Origin of the sequence: Mesorhizobium sp. LNHC221B00 (genome assembly GCF_000502935.1) — a bacterium.
Taxonomy (GTDB): Bacteria; Pseudomonadota; Alphaproteobacteria; order Rhizobiales; family Rhizobiaceae; genus Mesorhizobium; species Mesorhizobium opportunistum.
On sequence record NZ_AYWR01000004.1, the window covers coordinates 289,285 to 306,500 of the forward strand.

Annotated in this window: 16 protein-coding genes; 7 read left to right on the forward strand and 9 right to left on the reverse strand. The window is 63.6% G+C overall.

Annotation, left to right across the window (positions count from 1 at the left end; all coding sequences use genetic code 11):
* Nucleotides 1–78: 78 nt before the first annotated feature.
* The 3 genes from X741_RS158620 to X741_RS158610 all read left to right on the forward strand — a co-directional run bounded on the left by X741_RS158620 (nucleotide 79) and on the right by X741_RS158610 (nucleotide 2,405).
* Nucleotides 79–678 carry a hypothetical protein gene (locus X741_RS158620; protein ID WP_023776960.1) on the forward strand — a complete coding sequence of 200 codons (600 nt, stop codon included), beginning with the start codon at nucleotides 79–81 and terminating at the stop codon, nucleotides 676–678.
* Nucleotides 679–820: 142 nt separating this feature from the next.
* Nucleotides 821–1,888 (forward strand): alpha/beta hydrolase, encoded by a 1,068-nt coding sequence (locus X741_RS158615; protein ID WP_023776961.1) that lies wholly within the window; start codon nucleotides 821–823, stop codon nucleotides 1,886–1,888.
* A 52-nt stretch (nucleotides 1,889–1,940) separates the two neighbouring features.
* Nucleotides 1,941–2,405: a hypothetical protein gene (locus tag X741_RS158610; protein ID WP_023776962.1), complete on the forward strand. Its 465-nt coding sequence runs from the start codon at nucleotides 1,941–1,943 to the stop codon at nucleotides 2,403–2,405.
* Between the two features lie 9 nt (nucleotides 2,406–2,414).
* Here X741_RS158610 and pyk read toward each other — a convergent pair whose 3' ends face one another.
* Together pyk and X741_RS158600 are read right to left on the reverse strand one after the other, a co-directional pair.
* Nucleotides 2,415–3,848: a pyruvate kinase gene (gene pyk, locus X741_RS158605; protein ID WP_013892581.1), complete on the reverse strand. Its 1,434-nt coding sequence runs from the start codon at nucleotides 3,846–3,848 to the stop codon at nucleotides 2,415–2,417.
* A complete protein-coding gene (locus X741_RS158600; protein WP_245272669.1) occupies nucleotides 3,845–4,309 on the reverse strand; it encodes a DUF1036 domain-containing protein in 465 nt (154 codons plus the stop codon). Before X741_RS158600 ends, pyk begins: the two co-directional genes overlap by 4 nt.
* 269 nt (nucleotides 4,310–4,578) lie before the next feature.
* Between X741_RS158600 and X741_RS158595 the strand changes: the two genes are divergently transcribed.
* The 3 genes from X741_RS158595 to X741_RS158585 all read left to right on the forward strand — a co-directional run bounded on the left by X741_RS158595 (nucleotide 4,579) and on the right by X741_RS158585 (nucleotide 7,286).
* On the forward strand, nucleotides 4,579–5,376 hold the full coding sequence (locus tag X741_RS158595; RefSeq protein WP_023776963.1) for an N-formylglutamate amidohydrolase: 798 nt from the start codon (nucleotides 4,579–4,581) through the stop codon (nucleotides 5,374–5,376).
* A gap of 11 nt (nucleotides 5,377–5,387) precedes the next feature.
* Nucleotides 5,388–5,696: a DUF1244 domain-containing protein gene (locus X741_RS158590; protein WP_013892578.1), complete on the forward strand. Its 309-nt coding sequence runs from the start codon at nucleotides 5,388–5,390 to the stop codon at nucleotides 5,694–5,696.
* Nucleotides 5,697–6,110: 414 nt separating this feature from the next.
* Nucleotides 6,111–7,286: an MFS transporter gene (locus X741_RS158585; protein ID WP_023776964.1), complete on the forward strand. Its 1,176-nt coding sequence runs from the start codon at nucleotides 6,111–6,113 to the stop codon at nucleotides 7,284–7,286.
* Here the strand turns inward: X741_RS158585 and X741_RS158580 are convergent.
* Entirely contained in the window at nucleotides 7,250–8,158 is a 909-nt protein-coding gene (locus tag X741_RS158580; RefSeq protein WP_023776965.1) for a LysR family transcriptional regulator, read from the reverse strand. The two genes, X741_RS158585 and X741_RS158580, sit on opposite strands and share 37 nt — an antisense overlap.
* 116 nt (nucleotides 8,159–8,274) lie before the next feature.
* On the opposite strand from X741_RS158580, the gene X741_RS158575 reads away from it, so the two are divergent.
* Nucleotides 8,275–9,234, forward strand: a complete 960-nt coding sequence (locus X741_RS158575; RefSeq protein WP_023776966.1) for an SDR family oxidoreductase — start codon at nucleotides 8,275–8,277, stop codon at nucleotides 9,232–9,234.
* Between the two features lie 27 nt (nucleotides 9,235–9,261).
* Here X741_RS158575 and X741_RS1000000168075 read toward each other — a convergent pair whose 3' ends face one another.
* From X741_RS1000000168075 to X741_RS158555, 6 genes are all read right to left on the reverse strand, one after another.
* Nucleotides 9,262–9,420, reverse strand: coding sequence for a DUF3309 family protein (locus tag X741_RS1000000168075; RefSeq protein WP_023763678.1), 159 nt, complete (start codon nucleotides 9,418–9,420; stop codon nucleotides 9,262–9,264).
* Nucleotides 9,421–9,519: 99 nt separating this feature from the next.
* Entirely contained in the window at nucleotides 9,520–12,696 is a 3,177-nt protein-coding gene (locus X741_RS158570; RefSeq protein ID WP_023776967.1) for an efflux RND transporter permease subunit, read from the reverse strand.
* 79 nt (nucleotides 12,697–12,775) lie between these two features.
* A complete protein-coding gene (locus X741_RS158565; protein ID WP_023776968.1) occupies nucleotides 12,776–13,942 on the reverse strand; it encodes an efflux RND transporter periplasmic adaptor subunit in 1,167 nt (388 codons plus the stop codon).
* A gap of 242 nt (nucleotides 13,943–14,184) precedes the next feature.
* The gene (locus tag X741_RS1000000171435) at nucleotides 14,185–14,307 is read right to left on the reverse strand and encodes a hypothetical protein (protein ID WP_023776969.1); all 123 of its coding nucleotides are present in this window, start codon (nucleotides 14,305–14,307) and stop codon (nucleotides 14,185–14,187) included.
* Nucleotides 14,308–14,769: 462 nt separating this feature from the next.
* Complete coding sequence (locus tag X741_RS158560) at nucleotides 14,770–15,900, reverse strand: patatin-like phospholipase family protein (RefSeq protein WP_023763675.1); 1,131 nt, start codon at nucleotides 15,898–15,900, stop codon at nucleotides 14,770–14,772.
* Between the two features lie 209 nt (nucleotides 15,901–16,109).
* Nucleotides 16,110–17,198 (reverse strand): citrate synthase/methylcitrate synthase, encoded by a 1,089-nt coding sequence (locus tag X741_RS158555; protein WP_023776970.1) that lies wholly within the window; start codon nucleotides 17,196–17,198, stop codon nucleotides 16,110–16,112.
* Between the last annotated feature and the right edge of the window lie 18 nt (nucleotides 17,199–17,216).

Here is a 17,216-nt window from a genome sequence, read left to right on the forward strand (position 1 = left end):
AATTGATGCTTGTCGGCCTGCCGGCCTCTCACGCTAAAATCACTTTGATGTTCCGCCGCCCGGGACTAGGATCGGGCGATGCGGATTCTTTTTGCATTCTTGACAGCTTTGCTCGTTTCGGGCGCCCTGCCGGCCTTGGCGGATGACGAGGCGGCTCCGCCGGCAGCCCCGAATGCACCGGCCGCGCCGATGACGAAGCAGGACCGGCTCGACAAGCTGTTCACCGACCTGAAGCGCGAGCGCAACGAAAAGGCGGCCGAACGCATCGCCGGCAACATCTGGAACGAATGGTCCCAGTCAGGCAGCGCCTCGATCGACCTGATGATGCAGTGGTCGCAAAAGGCGATCGAGAACCAGAAGTTCGACGTCGCGCTCGATTTCCTCGATCAGGTGGTGACCTTGCAGCCGAGCTACGCCGAAGGCTGGAACCGGCGCGCCACGGTGCATTTCATGATGAAGAACTACGGCAAGTCGATGTCCGACATCGATCGCGCGCTGCAGCTCGAGCCGCGCCATTTCGGCGCGCTGTCCGGTCTGGCGCAGATCATGGCGCTGACCGGCCACAAGCAGTCAGCGCTCGAGGCCTGGCAGAAGGTGCTGGTCATCTACCCGATGATGCGCAGCGCCCAGGACCAGGTCGCGACGCTTTCGGAAGAGCTTGCCGGAGAAGGCATTTGAGGCAGTAGGGAATAGGGAGTAAGGCAGTAGGGTTGCAGATTGCACTGTGAAACGCAGCCTACTGCCTACTGCCTACTGCCTACTGCCTACTGCCTATTCCCTGTTCCAGAACTTATCCCTTCCCACTCCCGTATATCTCCCCATGAACCTGATCTCCGCCGCACTCGCCTTCCTGATGGCGCTTGTCTTTGGCTTCGTCGGCGTCACCCGCGTCGGTTCATGGCTGATCGAGCGTCGCAATCCGCCGATCGGTGAATTCGCCGACATCAACGGCGCGCGCATCCACTATATCCACGTCCCGGCGCCCGCCAATGCGGACCTGCCGCCGATCGTCTTCATGCATGGTGCCAGCGCCAATCTCCGGGATCAGATGCTGCCGCTGCGGCCACCGCTCGAAGGACGCGCCGAAATGCTGTTCTTCGATCGGCCGGGGCACGGCTGGTCGGGGCGCGGACCCGGCAACAATGAAGATCCGTCGGCTCAGGCAAGAACGCTGGCCGCACTCATGGATCATCTCGGCATCCGCAAGGCGATCATCGTCGGCCATTCCTTCGGCGGAGCCATAACCACCGCCTTTGGCCGCGAACACGCCGACAAGACGCTCGGCCTCGTCTTCCTCGCGCCCGCGACCCATCCCTGGCCGGGCGGCGCGACTGCCTGGTACTACGATCTGACCACCCTCCCGGTGATCGGCCGGCTGTTCTCCGAAACGCTGGCCTATCCCGCCGGAACGCTGCAGATGGCCGATGCCACCACCTGCGTGTTCTCGCCCAACAAGGTGCCGGACAATTATCCCGGCATGGCCTCGATCCCGCTGGTGCTGCGGCCGGCGGCCTTTCGCGCCAACGCCACCGACGTCGCCGGGCTCTATCGCTATGCGCTCGGCGCGGCACCGCGCTACAATGACATCACGGCGCCGACCGTGATCATCTCCGGCGACCGCGACAAGGTCGTCTATGCGCATATCCATTCCGTCGGCCTGGCGCGTGACATATCGGGCGCTGAACTGATCTGGGTGCGCAATCTCGGCCACAAGCCCGACTGGATCGCCTCCGACCTCGTGGTCGGCGCCATCGAGAAGGTTGCCGGCAAGACCGTCGATCTGGAGGCTATGGCCAAGGTGGTGGAAGCACGGATTGCAGGCGATACATACGGTGCCGGCAAGTGCGCCGACATCAATGAACCTGAAGCTGAGCTGGCACCGACCTGATGCGCGTCTCCCGAAAATGGTCATCGCAAGGCGCCATCAGGACCCGAGCGGCATGTACGTCCTGAAGCACGGCATAAAGAGAAACCCCGAAAAGCGATGGGCACTGCCGGATCGCATCTTCTTCGGTCATGGCGCATGCGCCATTCTCGCCGGCACCTTCCTCAAGCATCCCCCTCTAGGGGGATTTTACGCAGAGCGGATCATTCCAGGCGAAGGTTTTTCGGGAAACCATATGTATGTGACGAACGGCATCGTCGCTTTCGACTACCACGGCTACTCCAGCCGTGAGCGGCTCCTGGTACACCACAGCAAAGGATGGGCCTCGCACAGTGCGGGATGGCATTGCACGATCGAGAAGGTCGATTTCGATCTGCTCGACACGGCCGAACTCAACCGGCGAAAGATACTGGGCCCGGATCAGTACCTGCACGACCCTATTCCTCGCGCACACCGGTTTCTTCAGCGCAGGGATCACGCTGAAGCCGCGGCACGAGCACTCAGAATTGCGACAGGCTGAAGCCCCGCTTTACCGGCCGGCAGTTTCCGATCCGACATAGGCGATGCGCAGCATGTTGGTCGATCCGGGCGTCCTCAGCGGCACGCCGGCCGTGATGATGACGCGGTCGCCAGGCTTGCCGAATTCCTCTTCGAGCGCGATGCGGCAGGCACGGTTGACCATGTCGTCGAGGTCGGTGGCATCGGGCGAGACGACGCAATGCGTGCCCCACAACAGCGACAGCCGCCTGGCCGTGTTGAGAATCGGCGACAACGCGATGATCGGTACCTGTGGCCGTTCGCGGGCAGCGCGCAGGCCGGTGGTGCCGGATGCGGTGTAGGTGATGATCGCCGACAGTTTCAGCGTTTCGGCGATTTCGCGGGCGGCCAGCGAAATGGCGTCGGCGCCGGTCGCTTCGGGCTCGGAGCGCTGCGCGTTGATGATACCGGCATAGGTCGGATCGGTTTCGACCTTGGCGGCGATGCGGTTCATCATTGCCACCGCTTCGACGGGATAGGCACCAGCCGCCGATTCGGCCGACAGCATGATGGCGTCGGCGCCCTCGAACACGGCGATCGAGACGTCGGACACCTCGGCGCGGGTCGGCACAGGCGCGGTGATCATCGATTCCAGCATCTGCGTGGCCACCACCACCGGCTTGCCGGCGCGGCGCGCGGCGCGCGTGATCTGCTTCTGGATACCGGGCACGGCCTCGAGCGGCATCTCGACGCCGAGATCGCCACGGGCGACCATCAGCGCGTCGGACAATTCGATGATCTCGGCCAGCCGGGCAACGGCTTGCGGCTTTTCGATCTTGGCCATGATCAGCGCCCGGCCGCGTGCGATCTTGCGCGCCTCGGCCAGATCCTCGGGCCTCTGCACGAAGGACAGCGCGACCCAGTCGACGCCCGTGGCGAGCACCGCGTCGAGATCCTTGCGGTCCTTTTCGGTCAGCGCGCCGACCGGCAGGTCGGTATCGGGCAGGCTGACGCCCTTCTTGTCGGAAATCGTGGTACCGGCAACGACGGTGCAGACGATCGACTTGCCGTTGCTCTTCACCGCCTTCAGTTCGAGCTTGCCGTCGTCGATCAGAAGGCGGTGGCCTGGTTCAACCGAGCTCAGGATTTCCGGATGCGGCAGATAGACCCTGGCCGACGTACCCGGCTCTGGATTGTCGTCGAGCGTGAAGGTCTGGCCCAGCGTCAGCACTTCCTTGCCATTGGCGAACTTGCCGACGCGCAGCTTCGGCCCTTGCAGGTCGGCGAGGATGCCGATCGGCCGGCCGACCTGTTCCTCGACGGCCCGGATGCGGCCGACCAGCGTGCGCATCAGTTCGTGATCGGTATGGCTCATGTTGATGCGGAAGACATCCGCACCGGCTTCGAACAGCTTCTTCAGCATCTCCTCGGAGGAGGAGGCCGGACCGATGGTGGCTAGGATCTTGACCTTGCGGCTGCGTCTCATTGACTATTTGTTCCCGGGGCGGCTGGAGCGCCTCCCGTTGCGGGCTCATCGGTCAGCTGGACCATCCAGCTTGCCTGTTCGCCCGTGTCATATTCCTGGAATCCGGCGCGCTGGAAGCCCCGGGCGACGCAGTCGTTTACGCCGGCGATCTTGAACTCTTTTTCAGCCACGCACATGTTGATCGGGCCGTCCCAGCGTCCACCGCGCTCGGCGTCTTCTGCATAAAGATAGTAAAACCTTGATGACAGCGGCCCTTCGATCAACGTCTTGCAGCTCGATCCTTCGATGTGCCACCAGCCTTCGGTGATCCAGCCGGCCTTGGCGCGATAGCCGATGCCAACTCCGATCAGGTTCTGCGTGGCGTTGCAGACACGGAAATCGGCACGCGCCGGCGAGGCCATGACCATTGCCGACATGCCGACGGTCAGGGTCAGGAGCGGCATGGCAAAGACAGAGCGCATGCGCTGCCTGCCGGCGGAACCCATTCCAAAACCCCTCAAGAACCACATCAGCATCTCTCTGCGCCCCTTTTCGGAAAAGTCCGGGCGCATGTCAACGCACCGTTTTGTTCAATTCCAATCGATTTAGAAAGGCTCCGGCGCACAATTCGCCGACCTCCGCCAGATTTCCCGGGAAACCTTGGCCAAACAACGGCATTGCGCAAGCGTCGCCTTCGTGGAATGACGATAGCACCCTCCCCGGAAGCCAGCGAACAGACCATTTCCCGCCAATGACCCGATCCACAGTTTTCGCGCCTTTCGACATTGTCGAGGGCGATCGCAAGCGAGGCATCGTGCTCTTGGCCGATCATGCCCGCCGCGACCTGCCCGACGAGTATGGCAGCCTCGGCCTGCCCCCGGCGGAGTTCGACCGCCACATCGCCTACGATATCGGTGTCGAAGCGGTGACGCGCGAACTCGCCGCCTTGCTCGACGTCCCGGCGGTGCTCGCCAATTTCTCGCGGCTGCTGATCGATCCCAATCGCGGTGAGGACGACCCGACGCTCATCCGCCAGCTCTACGACGGCACGGTGGTGCCCGGAAACTATCCGCTCGCGCCTGAGGAGCGTGAAAGGCGGCTCGACCGCTTCTACCGGCCCTATCACGACGCGGTCGGCGCCATGATCGCTTCGGTTGCGCAAGCGTCCGGTCAGGCACCTTTCATTTTCTCCGTGCATTCCTTCACGCCGGTCATGCAGGGCAGGCAACGTCCGTGGCATGTCGGGATCCTCTGGGATCGGGACGACCGGGTGGCGCGGCCGCTGATCGACATGCTGGCCGAGGACGAGGGTCTCGTGGTTGGCGACAATGAACCCTATGACGGCGCGCTGCGCGGCGACACCATGTTCAAGCATGCCATCGTCAACGGATATGCCCATGCGCTGATCGAAATCCGCCAGGATCTGATATCGGATCAGAAGGGCGCCATCGCCTGGGCCGAACGCCTGGCGCCGATCGTTGACGCCATCGACCGCCGTCCCGATATACATGCGGTAAAGATGTTCGGCTCGCGCACCGGGCCGTTATGACGGAGGTTTCGATGACCAAACTCAGCGATGAGCAGAAACGCGACTTCGAAGCCGCCGCCTTTCGCCGGCTGGTCGAGCATCTCAGGGAACGCAGCGACGTGCAGAACATCGACCTGATGAACCTCGCCGGCTTCTGCCGCAACTGCCTGTCGAACTGGTATCGCGAGGCGGCAAACGCCGAAGGCGTCGATCTCGACAAGGACCAGTCGCGCGAGATCGTCTACGGCATGCCCTATGCGCAATGGCAGGCGCTTCACCAGACCGAAGCTTCCGAAGCCAAGAAGGCCGAATTCGAGGCAAGGCGGCCCACGGATCATTAGAGCAATCCACGTTCTTCATCGATAATGCTACGCGCCTTCGTCATCCTAGGGCGAAGCAAGGAGCGAAGCGACGCGGCGCAGACCCTAGGATCCATGCCGTGACGGTCGCCAAAAAGCACAGCGGTTCAGAATGATCGCCGCGCCCAGCCGGAGCGAGTTCTGCACCGTAGCATCGCTCAGAAGTCGCGGCATGGATCCTCGGGTCTGCGCCGGGTCGCTTCGCTCCTTGCTCCGACCGTGGATGACGAAGAGAGAAGCGTTTTCGCTAATCTCCAACGCGGATAAGTCCGCTACGAACGATACCGGCCTTATTTGCGTCTTTGGTCCAAACACTTCCAGGCAACCGACGCTTGACTGCAAATTGAATCGATCTAATTTCCCGCGCAAAGTCCAATTCTCGACCGGATTCGCCGTATGATTGCGTCAACCGCCATGCAGACTGCCATTCGCGGACGGTGGGCCGTCGCGGCCATTTTTCTGGCCAACGGCTTTCTAACCGGCAGTTGGGCGCCGCAGATCCCGGTGTTCCTGACCCGGCTGGATATCTCAAAGTTCACGCTCGGCCTTTTGATCCTGCTGTTTGGCGCCGGCGCGGTCACGGCCATGACCTGGTGCGGCCACCTGATCTCGAAACATGGTTCGCGCACCGTGCTGCGCTGGTTCGGTCTTTGCGGCAGCCTTGGCTTGCTGGTCGTGGCGCTGGCGCCCAACGTGCCGCTGGCGGCGATCGCCATGTTCATCTTCGGCGGCTCGATCGGCGGCATGGATGTCGCCATGAACGCCAATGCCGTGGTGGTGGAGCGAAAATTGTCGCGTGCGATCATGTCTTCCTCGCATGGGTTCTGGAGCCTCGGCGGTTTCGCCGGTGGCGCCCTTGGCGGCTTCGCCATCCAGAACTATGGCCATCTCGCCCATGCCGGGGTGGTAACCGCGCTCGCTTTCGTGGTGATCGCGTTGGCGATCGGCCATCTCATTGCCGAGGGCAAGCCGCAGGCGGCCGAGCATCACAAGTTCGCCCTGCCGGCGAACCCGCTGGTCTATCTGGTCGGGCTGATGGCGTTGCTGACGATGGTCTCCGAGGGCGCGGTGCTCGACTGGGCAGCACTTTACCTCAGGCAGGAACTCGGTGCCGACCTTGCCATTGCCGGCCTCGCCTATGCCGCCTTTTCCGGCGTCATGGCCATCATGCGCTTCTTCGGCGACGGCGTGCGGAACCGTTTCGGTGCCGTGACGACCCTGCGTGGCTCCGCAGTTGTCGCCGCCGCCGGCATGCTGGTTGCCGGCCTGTCGCCCTCACCCTGGCTCGCCATCGCGGCCTTTGCCCTTTGTGGCTTCGGCATCGCCAACATGGTGCCGATCATCTTTTCGGCCGGCGGCAACCAGGAAGGCATGTCGTCGGGCACCGGCATGAGTGTCGTCACCACCATGGGCTACTCCGGCATCCTCGTGGCGCCATCGGCGATCGGCTTCGTCGCCGAACATTCCAGCTTCGGCCCGATCTTCATTGCCATGTCTGGTCTGCTGATTGTCGTGCTGTTGATGGCGGGCCTTGCTCACCGCGCCGAATTCGCGGCCGCGCCGGCCGAATAGCATTTCAGTTCCTCCTGGAGGAAATTCGCCACGCGGCGGAGGCGCACGCTGCTGCGCACGTCGCGATGCATGGCCAGCCAGACCGGCAAGGCTGGCAGTGGCAGGCCGGGCAGCACCTTCTCCACCAGCGGGTCACGCTCGGCCAGCGGCTCCTGGCCGAGGCCGATGCCGTTTCCTGCCCGCACAGCCTCCCACAGGACCATCTGGTTGTCGGCCCTGAAGCGGAAACTGTTCCGGGTGACGGGGATGCCAAACTGCACAAAGCCTCGGATCATCTCGTCGCTGCGGTCGAAGCCTATCAGAGCGTGATTGACGAGGTCGGCTGGCGCCAGGGGGCGACCGCGCCTGTCGAGATAGGAAATGGCCGCACAGGCGCAGAGCTTGATATCGCAGACCTTGCGCGCCACCAGTTCGTTCTGCGCCGGCTTGACCATGCGGATGGCGATGTCGGCATCCCGGCGCAGCAGGTTCTCGACCTGGTTCGAGGCAACGATCTCGACCTCGATGCCGGGCTCCTCGATGCCCAGCCGCCCCATCATCTCCGGCAGCACATAGGCAGCCACCACCTCGCTGGCGGCAATGCGCACCGTGCCTTCGATGGCCTCGACCGAGCCCAGCGCCAGCCGTGAGAAGGCACTTGCCTGCTCGCTCACCGTCTTGCCACGCTCGAACAGCGTGGCCCCCGCTTCCGTCAGCGCATAGCCGCTTCGCCCGCGCCGGAACAGCGTGACGCCGAGCGCCTGTTCCAATTCCGAGATGTGGCGGCCAAGCGTCGGCTGGCTTGCCGACAGCTTTCTCGCCGCGGCCGACAGGCTGCCGGTTTCCGCCACCGTGACGAAGCTCTTGATCAGGTTCCAGTCGATATCAACCATTCAAGAATGAATAACAGAACTGCGTTCATGGTCAATTTCAATTCATCCGTGCGGCAATCATATTCGGCCTGCAAACAACGATACCGACCGCAACAAACCAACCAGGAGTAACTCAAATGACCAAGATCGCAATTCTCGGCGCCAATGGTCGGCTCGGCCGCGTCGTCGCCAAGGCATTCATTGATGCCGGCTTCGACGTCCGCGCCGTCACCCGCACCGGCAAGCTGCCGGTCGAACTCAAGGGTGCGACCGCAATTGCCGGCGACGCGCTTGACCGCGAGGCCCTCATCCGCGCCACGCAAGGTGTCGACATCATCTTCAACGGCCTCAACCCGATCTACACCGACTGGGGCAAGTGCCTGCCGATGGCCGAGAACGTCATGGGCGCCTGCCATGCCAACGGCGCGCTGCATCTCTTCCCCGGCACCGTCTACAACTACGGCTCGCCGATGCCGGCGGTGATCACCGAGGACACGCCCTTCCACCCGACGACGGAAAAAGGCCGCATCCGCTGCGCCATGGAGGCGCTTTTTCGCAGCGAGGCCGACGCCGGCCGCGTGCGCACCATTGTTCTGCGGGCCGGCGACTTCTTCGGTGGCACTGGCAGCGGCTCGTGGTTCGACCTGATCGTCGCCGCCAAGATCGCCAAGGGCATCTACACCGCGCCCGGCCCGGCCGATCTGGTGCATGAATGGGCCTATCTGCCTGACTTCGCCGTGGGCTTCGTCGCGCTGGTCAAGAATCTCGACAAGCTCGGCTCCTACGAGGCGCTGAACTTTCCCGGCCACGCGGTCACCGACCTGGAGATCAAGGCGGCGGCCTCGAAGGCTGTTGGCCACCCGCTCAAGATGACCTCGATGCCTTGGTGGGTGCTGCGCGCCGGCAGCCCGTTCGTGGCGATGTGGCGTGAGATCGTCTCGATGTCCTATCTGCGCTTCGAGCCGCACCGGTTGGCCTCGACGCGGTTGGAAGGCATCATCGGCGAGATCCCGCATACGGCGCTTGACCAAGCTGTCGCCGAGGCTCTGGAGGACATCGGCATCGCGACGGCCGGAACTTTGGCCAAGACCGCCTGAACGCACCGCCAACGGCTGCGCGTCAGCTCAGATCCGGCCCATCAGGACAAGTATCAAAACCACCACCAGCACCACGCCAAGAATGCCCGACGGCCCATAACCCCAGGAGCGTGAATGCGGCCATGCCGGCACCGCGCCGATGAGGACAAGGACCAGGATGATAATGACGATGGTGGTGATCGGCATGAGACTTCCCCGCATTTGAACCCATCAGGCTGAGGGACAATGCAAAAGGCCGCCCGGTTGTTCCGGACGGCCTTTTGCACTCAAATCGGGAAGTCGTGCCTATTCGGCGGCTTTCGGGAAGGCGATCGCTGGTTCCGAACCGGCATCCGGTTTTGGCGCATCCGACGAGATCTCGCCCTTGCCGCGCCGGAACAGCCGGCTGAACAAGCTGCGCCGGGCGCCGGGCTTGACCTTGGCGCGGGTGAACACCATCAGCATCGAGGGTGTCACCACCAGCGTCAGCACCGTGGCGAAGGACAGGCCGAAGACGATCGCCGAGGACAGCGAAATCCACCATTGCGTCGACGGCGCGTTGATCGTCGTCTCGTGGTGGAAGATTTCCAGGCCAAGACCAAAGGCGATTGGCAGCACGCCGAGAATGGCCGACACCGCCGTCAGCACCACCGGGCGCGCGCGCTCGCGGCAGGTCTGCAGCACGGCCTCCATCTTGTCCCAGCCCTCTTCGCGCAGCCGGTCATAGGTGTCGATCAGCACGATGTTGTTGTTCACCACCACGCCGGCCAGAGCGATGACGCCGATGCCCGACATGACGATGCCGAACGTCTCGCCCGTTATCAGCAGCCCGAGGAACACGCCGATCGTCGCCATGACCACGCAGGACAGCACCAGCCAGACGCTGGTGAACTTGTTGAACTGCGCCAAGAGCACCAGGAAGATCAGGAAGATCGCGGCGCCGAAGGCCTTGCTGAGGAAGGCGCTGGCTTCGGCGCTGTCCTCATTCGAGCCGGCCAGCTTCCAGCGGATGCCGCTGCCGAGATCCATGTCGGCGACCGCCTTGGTGACCTCCTGCTGGACAGCCGCGACCTGTTGGCCGGCGGCAACGTTGGCCTGCACCACCACCGTACGCGCGCCGTCGATGCGGTTGAGGATACCGACCGTCGGCTCGGGCTTGCGGATGACGAAGTTCGAGATCGGCACCGAGCCTTGCGAGGTCTGCACACGAAGTTCGTCGAGCGTCGACAGTGTGCGCCGGTCTTCGGGCAGGCGCAGTCTGATATCGACGGCATCATCAGCGCCGGCCGGCCGGTATTCCGAGAGTTTCAGCCCGTTGGTCACCAACTGAACGACTGTGCCGACAGCGGTCGGACTGATGCCGTATTGCGCCGCCTTGGCGCGGTCGACCTCGAGCGCCCAGTCCACACCGGGTGGCGGCAGGCCATCGGAAATATCGATGACGCCGGGCACTTTGGCCACGCGCGCCGCAACGGCCCGGGCCTTGTCGTCGAGCCCCTTGGGATCGACGGCCGACAGCCTGATCTGGATCGGCTTGCCAGTCGGCGGTCCGGCCTCGGGCACGCGAACCTCGACGTCGACGCCCGGAATGCCGGCCATTACGCCGCGCAGATCGTTCAGGATCTGGTTCGCCGATTTGCGCTCGCGCCAGTCGATGAATTCATACTGGATGACGCCGACCACGTCTTCGGGCACATCCTGGCCGCCGCCCTGCGTCTTGCCGACGCGGGTGTAGACGGATTTGATCCCGGGCCAGCCAAGCATCCGATTTTCCGCGATCTTCGTCGCGGTGTCCATTTCGGCCAGCGAAAGGTTGCCACGGGCGTGCACATAGAGCAGGCCGTAGTCGGGCTCGACGCTCGGGAAGAACTCGACGCCTGCGCCGTATTTCGAATAGCCGACGAAGATGCCGGCCAGCAGGACGACGGTGAGCACCATCACGGTGATGGGGAAGCGCACCGCTTGCTTGACGACGGCCATGTACCAGCCGTCGCGATTGTCATCCTCGTGATGCTGCGGCGCCTTGGCGAAGATCGCGCCCAGCGTCGGCGCGAAGACCAGCGCGTAGAGCATCGACGCCGACAGCGTGACGATCAGCGTGATCGGCATGTACTTCATGAAATCGCCGATGATGCCGGGCCAGAACAGGAGCGGCGAGAAGGCGGCAATGCGCGTCATCGTCGCCGCGATGACCGGACCGGCCATGCGCTTGGCGGCCAGCGCGAATGCATCCTGCTTCGGCATGCCCTCGCTCATGCGCCGTTCGGCGAATTCGGTGACGATGATGGCATCGTCGACCAGCATGCCGACGGCCAGGATGAGGCTGAACAGCACGATCATGTTGATCGTGTAACCCATCATGGCCAGCAACAGGATGCCGATCAGGAAGGACGACGGGATGGCCAGGCCGATGAGCAGCGAGGCACGGCCGGACAGCGCATAGAGGATGACGATGAACACCAGGATCACCGCGATCATCACATGGTTCTGCAGGTCGCCAAGCAACTGGTTGACGAAGACCGACTTGTCCTGCGTGTAGGTGACGTGCATGCCCTCGGGCATCGTCTTGACGAAGCCGTCGGACACCTCCCTCACCTTGGTGAGCGTGTCGATCAGATTGGCGCCGATGCGCTTCTTGACTTCGATGGCGATGGCCGGCTTGCCGTTGAGGCGGGTGATCGTCTCTGCATCGGCGAAGGTCGAGCGGATCGTCGCGATATCCTTGGCCTGCACCACGGCATTGGGACCGGCGACCACCGGCAAGGCCGCAACATCCTCGGGCGTCTCGATCAGCGATGGCACCTTGACCGCGTATTTGCCTTCGGAGCCTTCGATGTTGCCGGCGGCGACCAGGCTGTTGGAAGCGCCGACGGCGCCGATCAGCTGGTCGAGCTGCAAGCCATAGGAAGACAGTTTCATCGGATCGATGACGACTTCGACGAGATCGTCGCGCGAGCCCTGCAGCGACCCTTCGAGAACGCCGGGCACTTCCTCGATACGGTCACGCAATTCGCGCGCAGCGGCGGTCAGGACACGTTCGGGCAGATCGCCCGACAGGGTCACGACGAGCACCGGAAATTCGGAAATATTGACCTCGGTGACGACGGGCTCCTCGGCTGCCTGCGGCAGGTCGGCCTTGCCGTCCTGCACCTTGGAGCGCGTATCCTGCAGCGCCGTCGCAAGGTTGGTCTGCGGCTGGAACTCGACCAGCACGTAGCCGCCGCCCTGGAAGGCGGCCGAGCGCATTTCCTTGAGCCCCTTCAGGCTTTTCAGCTTGCTTTCCATCGGCCGCAGCAGAAGGCGCTCGGAATCTTCAGGCGAAATGCCTTGATAGATCAGGCTGACATACATCATCGGAATCGGAACGTCGGGTTCCGCTTCCTTCGGCGTCGACTGATAGGCGACCCAGCCTGCAATCAGCAGGAAGACCAGGACCGAAATGGTCAGGCGGGCATTGTTGATTGCGAGTCTGACGATATCCATGACATCTGCCTGCTGTTGCTTCGGGAGTGGCGAACGGACTAACGTCGCCGGGCAAGGTCCGGCGCCGGCGCTCCTTACGCTACTGCGTCCCGGCGGTGGCTTCGCCGATCAATTTGTTGATGGTCGCCTGGTCGGCCTCGACCGGCTTGACCTCGTCGCCTTCCTTCACCAATTCCTGGCCGGCGACGATGATGCGCGCATCGGCCGGGATACCGCCGAGCACGAGACCGGTCGGCGTGTCGTCAACCAGGTCGATCGGGAAGAACGCCACCTTGTTGTCCTTGCCGACGGCGCGGATGCCCAGATCGCCCTTGTCGCCGAGCGTCACCACCGAACGCGGCAAAAGCACCGCGTCGGTGGGCAGCGCGCTGAGCTGGATTTCCGCCGTCATGCCGGCCGGCACGGAGCCGTCGGCATTGGGGATCGCCACCTCGACGCGGAAGGTGCGGGTCGCCGACGACGCGTCGCGGCTGATATAGCGCACGGTGCCTTCCACGGTCTGACCGCTGACCAGCCGCACATTGGCCTTGTCGCCGAGCTTCAGATAGCCCAGGTCGCGCTCGCTGATCTCACCGCGGGCAATCACCGGATCGAGCTTGAGGATGGTCGCCACCTCGCCGCCCTGCATGACGGAACTGCCAAGTTCCACCGGCACCCGGTCGATGACGCCGTCGAACGGCGCCTTGACTTCGTTACGGTCCAGTTCGGCCTGCGCGGTATCCAGCTGCGATTGTGCCTGGGTCAGATTGGAGCGAGCGGTGTCGAGCTGCAGCTTGGGCAGATTGCCGGTCTTGGCGAGCCGCTCCGCCGCATCGAGCTCGGCCTTACGCTGAACAACGAGTTGCTTGGCGTTGTCGACCATCGAGATCTTTTCTTCGGCGGCCAGCATCAGCACCAGGTCGCCGGTCTTGACGTGATCGCCTTGCTTGACCGGCAGCTTGTCGATGACGCCGGCGACGCGGGTTGCCAGCACCGCGCGCTTGTCGGCCTCGGTCAGCCCGGAAACGCGGATGGCGCGCGCATAGGTCTTGCGCGGCGGCGTCACCACCGCGACGGTGCGCAACGGCGCCTTCGGCTCGGCTTCAGCCTTCGGTTTGCCAGCGTCCTGCCCCTTGGCGGGCTCGCCCGCCTTTTGGTGGTCAACAGCGGCGCTGCCCACCGACGAGAATTCGCCTGTCGCCATCCAGGCCGCGAAACCAATAAGCACAACAATGGCTGCAAGCTTGTGAAACCTGATTCTCGGCATCGTCGTTTTTTCCACTGCGGGTTCGGCCAGCACCGCGCCCTCATGACGCGGGCGCGTCGCCGATATGGGTGCGCGCCTGACCGTGTTCAAATTGCCGTGATCGGCGAGCGGGCTTTTACATCAAAGTTGCACCGCAATATAGTCGGAAAGTTGCAACGGCATTGCGGAACCGGACAGAGTGTGGCAGCCGCGAAACGGTCCGTGACGTCCTGGCCAGCCCCTGAGGAGCGCCTGCTGCCGGCTCACGATCTGCCCTCACGACCAGCCGGGACGACTGGCTTGGCATTGCCGACGGGCAGCGTGGCGTTCTCGAAAACATAGCTGCCGTCGCGCGCCGGATCGTTGATCCGGACGCTGATTTTCATGAATGAACAAATCATTTCGGCTGTCGGCAGGCAACTGACACCCGAGACCGGAAAATCTAAGCAATGCATTGGAATTAATAATGAAATGGCCGGGACTGTCATTCCGGTCTAGATTGCCAAAAACCAGTCCGTCGGCATCGAGCTTGGCGTCGAAAGCGCCTGTGCGTCCAACACCGGAGGGGCGCCGGATCTGCCATTCATGACGCATCCCCGAATGCCCTTTGGGTGCGGCAACGCCGGTCATTGTCCATGCGACGCGCAACGACGGTGCCAACCGTTCCGCTCGCCGGTTTCCGGCAATATCGCGCGACAGCGCACGGCATTGCCGGAAGGTCGGTGGCAGCAGGCGTCAGCATGATGATGCGCTATTCACACGCACTGGTTGTCGGCCTGCCCGACATTCATGGATACCGAAATCCCTCGCTAATGCAGATCGGCTATCGCTCTTCGGAAACGACGGGCTCAGGCCCGACGGCGCTCCGCCTCCGGGTTCTTGCGCGCCGCCAGGAATTCCTTCACCCGCCGGCCGGGTGCGGGACCCCGCACGGGCTTGAAACCGTCATCGAGTTCGCCGGAAAGATCGAGTGTCGCCCGTTTGCCGACGGCGTCGTAATTTTCCTCCAGCCAGTCGCTGGCGGCGGTGCGGCCGAGATCGCGCAGATAGGTCAGGAATGCCCATTCGGCATTGACCTTCGATGACGCCGACAGATCCTTGAACGCCTCGTCGGCATCGATGCGATGCATGCGGATGTCGCGGTATTCGCCATGCGGCAGGCGGCCGGCGGCGATCAGTTCCTTGACGAAGGCGATCGAGCGGAATTCGCGCAGCAGCCCGGCGTTGAAGGTGATCTCGTCGATGCGGTTCTGGATCTCGTTGGCGCTCCTGGGCGTTCCCTCCCGCACCACCGGATTGATCTGCACCAGGAGCACATCCTCGGTCGCCGCCGTCTTGAAGAACGGATAGAGCGCCGGGTTGCCGCCATAGCCGCCGTCCCAATAGGGCACCCCCTTGATCTCGACGGCGCGGAACAGTTGCGGCAGGCAGGCCGAGGCCATCACCGTGTCGAGATCGATCTCGCCATCGGAGAACACCCGCAGTTGTCCGGTCTCGACATTGGTGGCGGAGATGAACAGTTCCATCGATTTGCAGGCGTGGACATTCTTGAAATCGATCTCCTGCTGAACCACGTCGCGCAGCGGATTGAGGCCAAGCGGGTTGGCGACATAGGGCGAGAACACCCGCGACATGGTGTCGAAGAAGACATAGCCCGGCGAGTTCTCGATCGACCAATTGCCCCAAGCGACGTCCCATGGCATGCGCTGCACCGGACTGAACCGGCCCTTTGCCGCCACCGCATGCCAGAAATCATCGAGCTTTTGTCGCGCGCCGTCGACCCCGCCGCGCACAAATCCATCTGCCAGTGCCACCGCGTTCATGGCCCCGGCGCTGGTGCCGGACACCGCCGAAATCTCCAGCCGTCCGTCCTCCAGCAGCTGGTCGAGCACGCCCCAGGAAAACGCGCCATGCGAGCCGCCTCCCTGAAGGGCGATGTTGATCTTCTTCTTTTCCTCCGCCTTGCCGTTCTTCGTCATGGCGTTCCTGTCACCTCGGTGCCCGACCCATCCGATCCGGGAATCGGAGCGGCAGGGTCACGGCAGGTCTATGTTGCAGTGCAGCATATAAGGGCGGACCAAGGCAAGAACACGAACACGGTCGCGTGATCACATGAAATTTCGGTCATGCGCAGAAGCCTCTCCGCTGCAAAGCGAAGAAGAGGCGTCTTTTAAAACAGACAGGAGGCTTAGGCGACGAGGTTCGGCACCGGCCCTACATAGCGCGATTGCGGCCTGATCAGCCGGCCGGTCGTTTGCTGCTCACGCGCATGGGCGATCCAGCCGGCGACGCGCCCAGCGGCGAAGACATTGCTGAAGGCTTTTGGCGGAAAGCCCGCGGCCTCCAGCACGAGCGCCGTGTAGAACTCGACATTGGTCTGCAGCGAGCGTTGCGGCTTGGCGAGCCGAAGCACATCGAGTGCCGTTTGCTCGACCTTTTCTGCGAAGGCCAGCCGGCGGCCGGTCTCGCCCTCGCCGCCAATCTGCCGCACGACGCCCTTCAGCACGTCGGCACGCGGATCGCGCACACGGTAGATGCGATGGCCGAACCCCATGATCCGCCTTCCATGTGCGATCTCGTCGCGCAGCCAGCCGGCCGCGGCGCCATGCGCCTGGATGGCATCGAGCATCTCGATCACCGGGCCGGGCGCGCCGCCATGCAGCGGGCCCTTGAGCGCGCCGAGGCCGGCAAGCACCGATGAGGTCAGCCCGGCCAGTGTCGAGGCAACGACGCGGGTGGCAAAGGTGGAGGCATTGAGGCCGTGGTCGCAGACCGTCACCAGATAGGTATCCAGCGCCTTTGCCAATGCCGGTGGCGGGACGGAACCCCTGAGCATCCTCAACATGTCGGCGGCATGGTCGGCCTTGCCGTCCGGCGCAACCGGCTGCTCGCCGCGCTGCAGGCGCAACAGGGCTGGCGTCAGCACCGCGGGCGCCGCGATCAGCCGCAAGGCATCCTTCAGTGTCTCGCCGTCCGGCAGCAGCGCCATGCCGGCGCGCATGGCACTGTAGACGTCGAGCGGCGCCAGCAGCACCAGCGAAGGCTGGAGCCGATCGAACACCTCGACGCGTGCCTCGCCCAAGCTCGCCGCCAGTTCGGCATCGCCGGGCAGGTCGTCGAAGAAACCGTCCAGCAGCAGGCGGACGACCTGCGGATAGGTCCATCGTCCCGCCAATTCCGGCAAGGAATGGCCGCGGATCGTCAGGCGGCCGCCCAGGCCATCCACGTCCGACAGGATTGTTTCGGCCGCCACCACGTCATCGAGCCCATTCGCCATAGCTGTCTCCTTGAAGCT

Bases quoted from the DNA above. Each gene is read 5' to 3' on its own strand.
- X741_RS158615 (WP_023776961.1), top strand. From the start codon at position 821: ATGAACCTGATCTCCGCCGCACTCGCCTTCCTGATGGCGCTTGTCTTT.
- X741_RS158570 (WP_023776967.1), bottom strand. From the start codon at position 12,696: ATGGATATCGTCAGACTCGCAATCAACAATGCCCGCCTGACCATTTCG.
- X741_RS158620 (WP_023776960.1), top strand. From the start codon at position 79: ATGCGGATTCTTTTTGCATTCTTGACAGCTTTGCTCGTTTCGGGCGCC.
- X741_RS1000000171435 (WP_023776969.1), bottom strand. From the start codon at position 14,307: ATGAAAATCAGCGTCCGGATCAACGATCCGGCGCGCGACGGCAGCTAT.
- X741_RS158560 (WP_023763675.1), bottom strand. From the start codon at position 15,900: ATGACGAAGAACGGCAAGGCGGAGGAAAAGAAGAAGATCAACATCGCC.
- X741_RS158610 (WP_023776962.1), top strand. From the start codon at position 1,941: ATGTACGTCCTGAAGCACGGCATAAAGAGAAACCCCGAAAAGCGATGG.
- X741_RS158565 (WP_023776968.1), bottom strand. From the start codon at position 13,942: ATGCCGAGAATCAGGTTTCACAAGCTTGCAGCCATTGTTGTGCTTATT.
- X741_RS158555 (WP_023776970.1), bottom strand. From the start codon at position 17,198: ATGGCGAATGGGCTCGATGACGTGGTGGCGGCCGAAACAATCCTGTCG.
- X741_RS1000000168075 (WP_023763678.1), bottom strand. From the start codon at position 9,420: ATGCCGATCACCACCATCGTCATTATCATCCTGGTCCTTGTCCTCATC.
- X741_RS158575 (WP_023776966.1), top strand. From the start codon at position 8,275: ATGACCAAGATCGCAATTCTCGGCGCCAATGGTCGGCTCGGCCGCGTC.
- X741_RS158590 (WP_013892578.1), top strand. From the start codon at position 5,388: ATGACCAAACTCAGCGATGAGCAGAAACGCGACTTCGAAGCCGCCGCC.
- X741_RS158595 (WP_023776963.1), top strand. From the start codon at position 4,579: ATGACCCGATCCACAGTTTTCGCGCCTTTCGACATTGTCGAGGGCGAT.
- X741_RS158580 (WP_023776965.1), bottom strand. From the start codon at position 8,158: ATGGTTGATATCGACTGGAACCTGATCAAGAGCTTCGTCACGGTGGCG.
- X741_RS158585 (WP_023776964.1), top strand. From the start codon at position 6,111: ATGATTGCGTCAACCGCCATGCAGACTGCCATTCGCGGACGGTGGGCC.
- X741_RS158600 (WP_245272669.1), bottom strand. From the start codon at position 4,309: ATGCGCTCTGTCTTTGCCATGCCGCTCCTGACCCTGACCGTCGGCATG.
- pyk (WP_013892581.1), bottom strand. From the start codon at position 3,848: ATGAGACGCAGCCGCAAGGTCAAGATCCTAGCCACCATCGGTCCGGCC.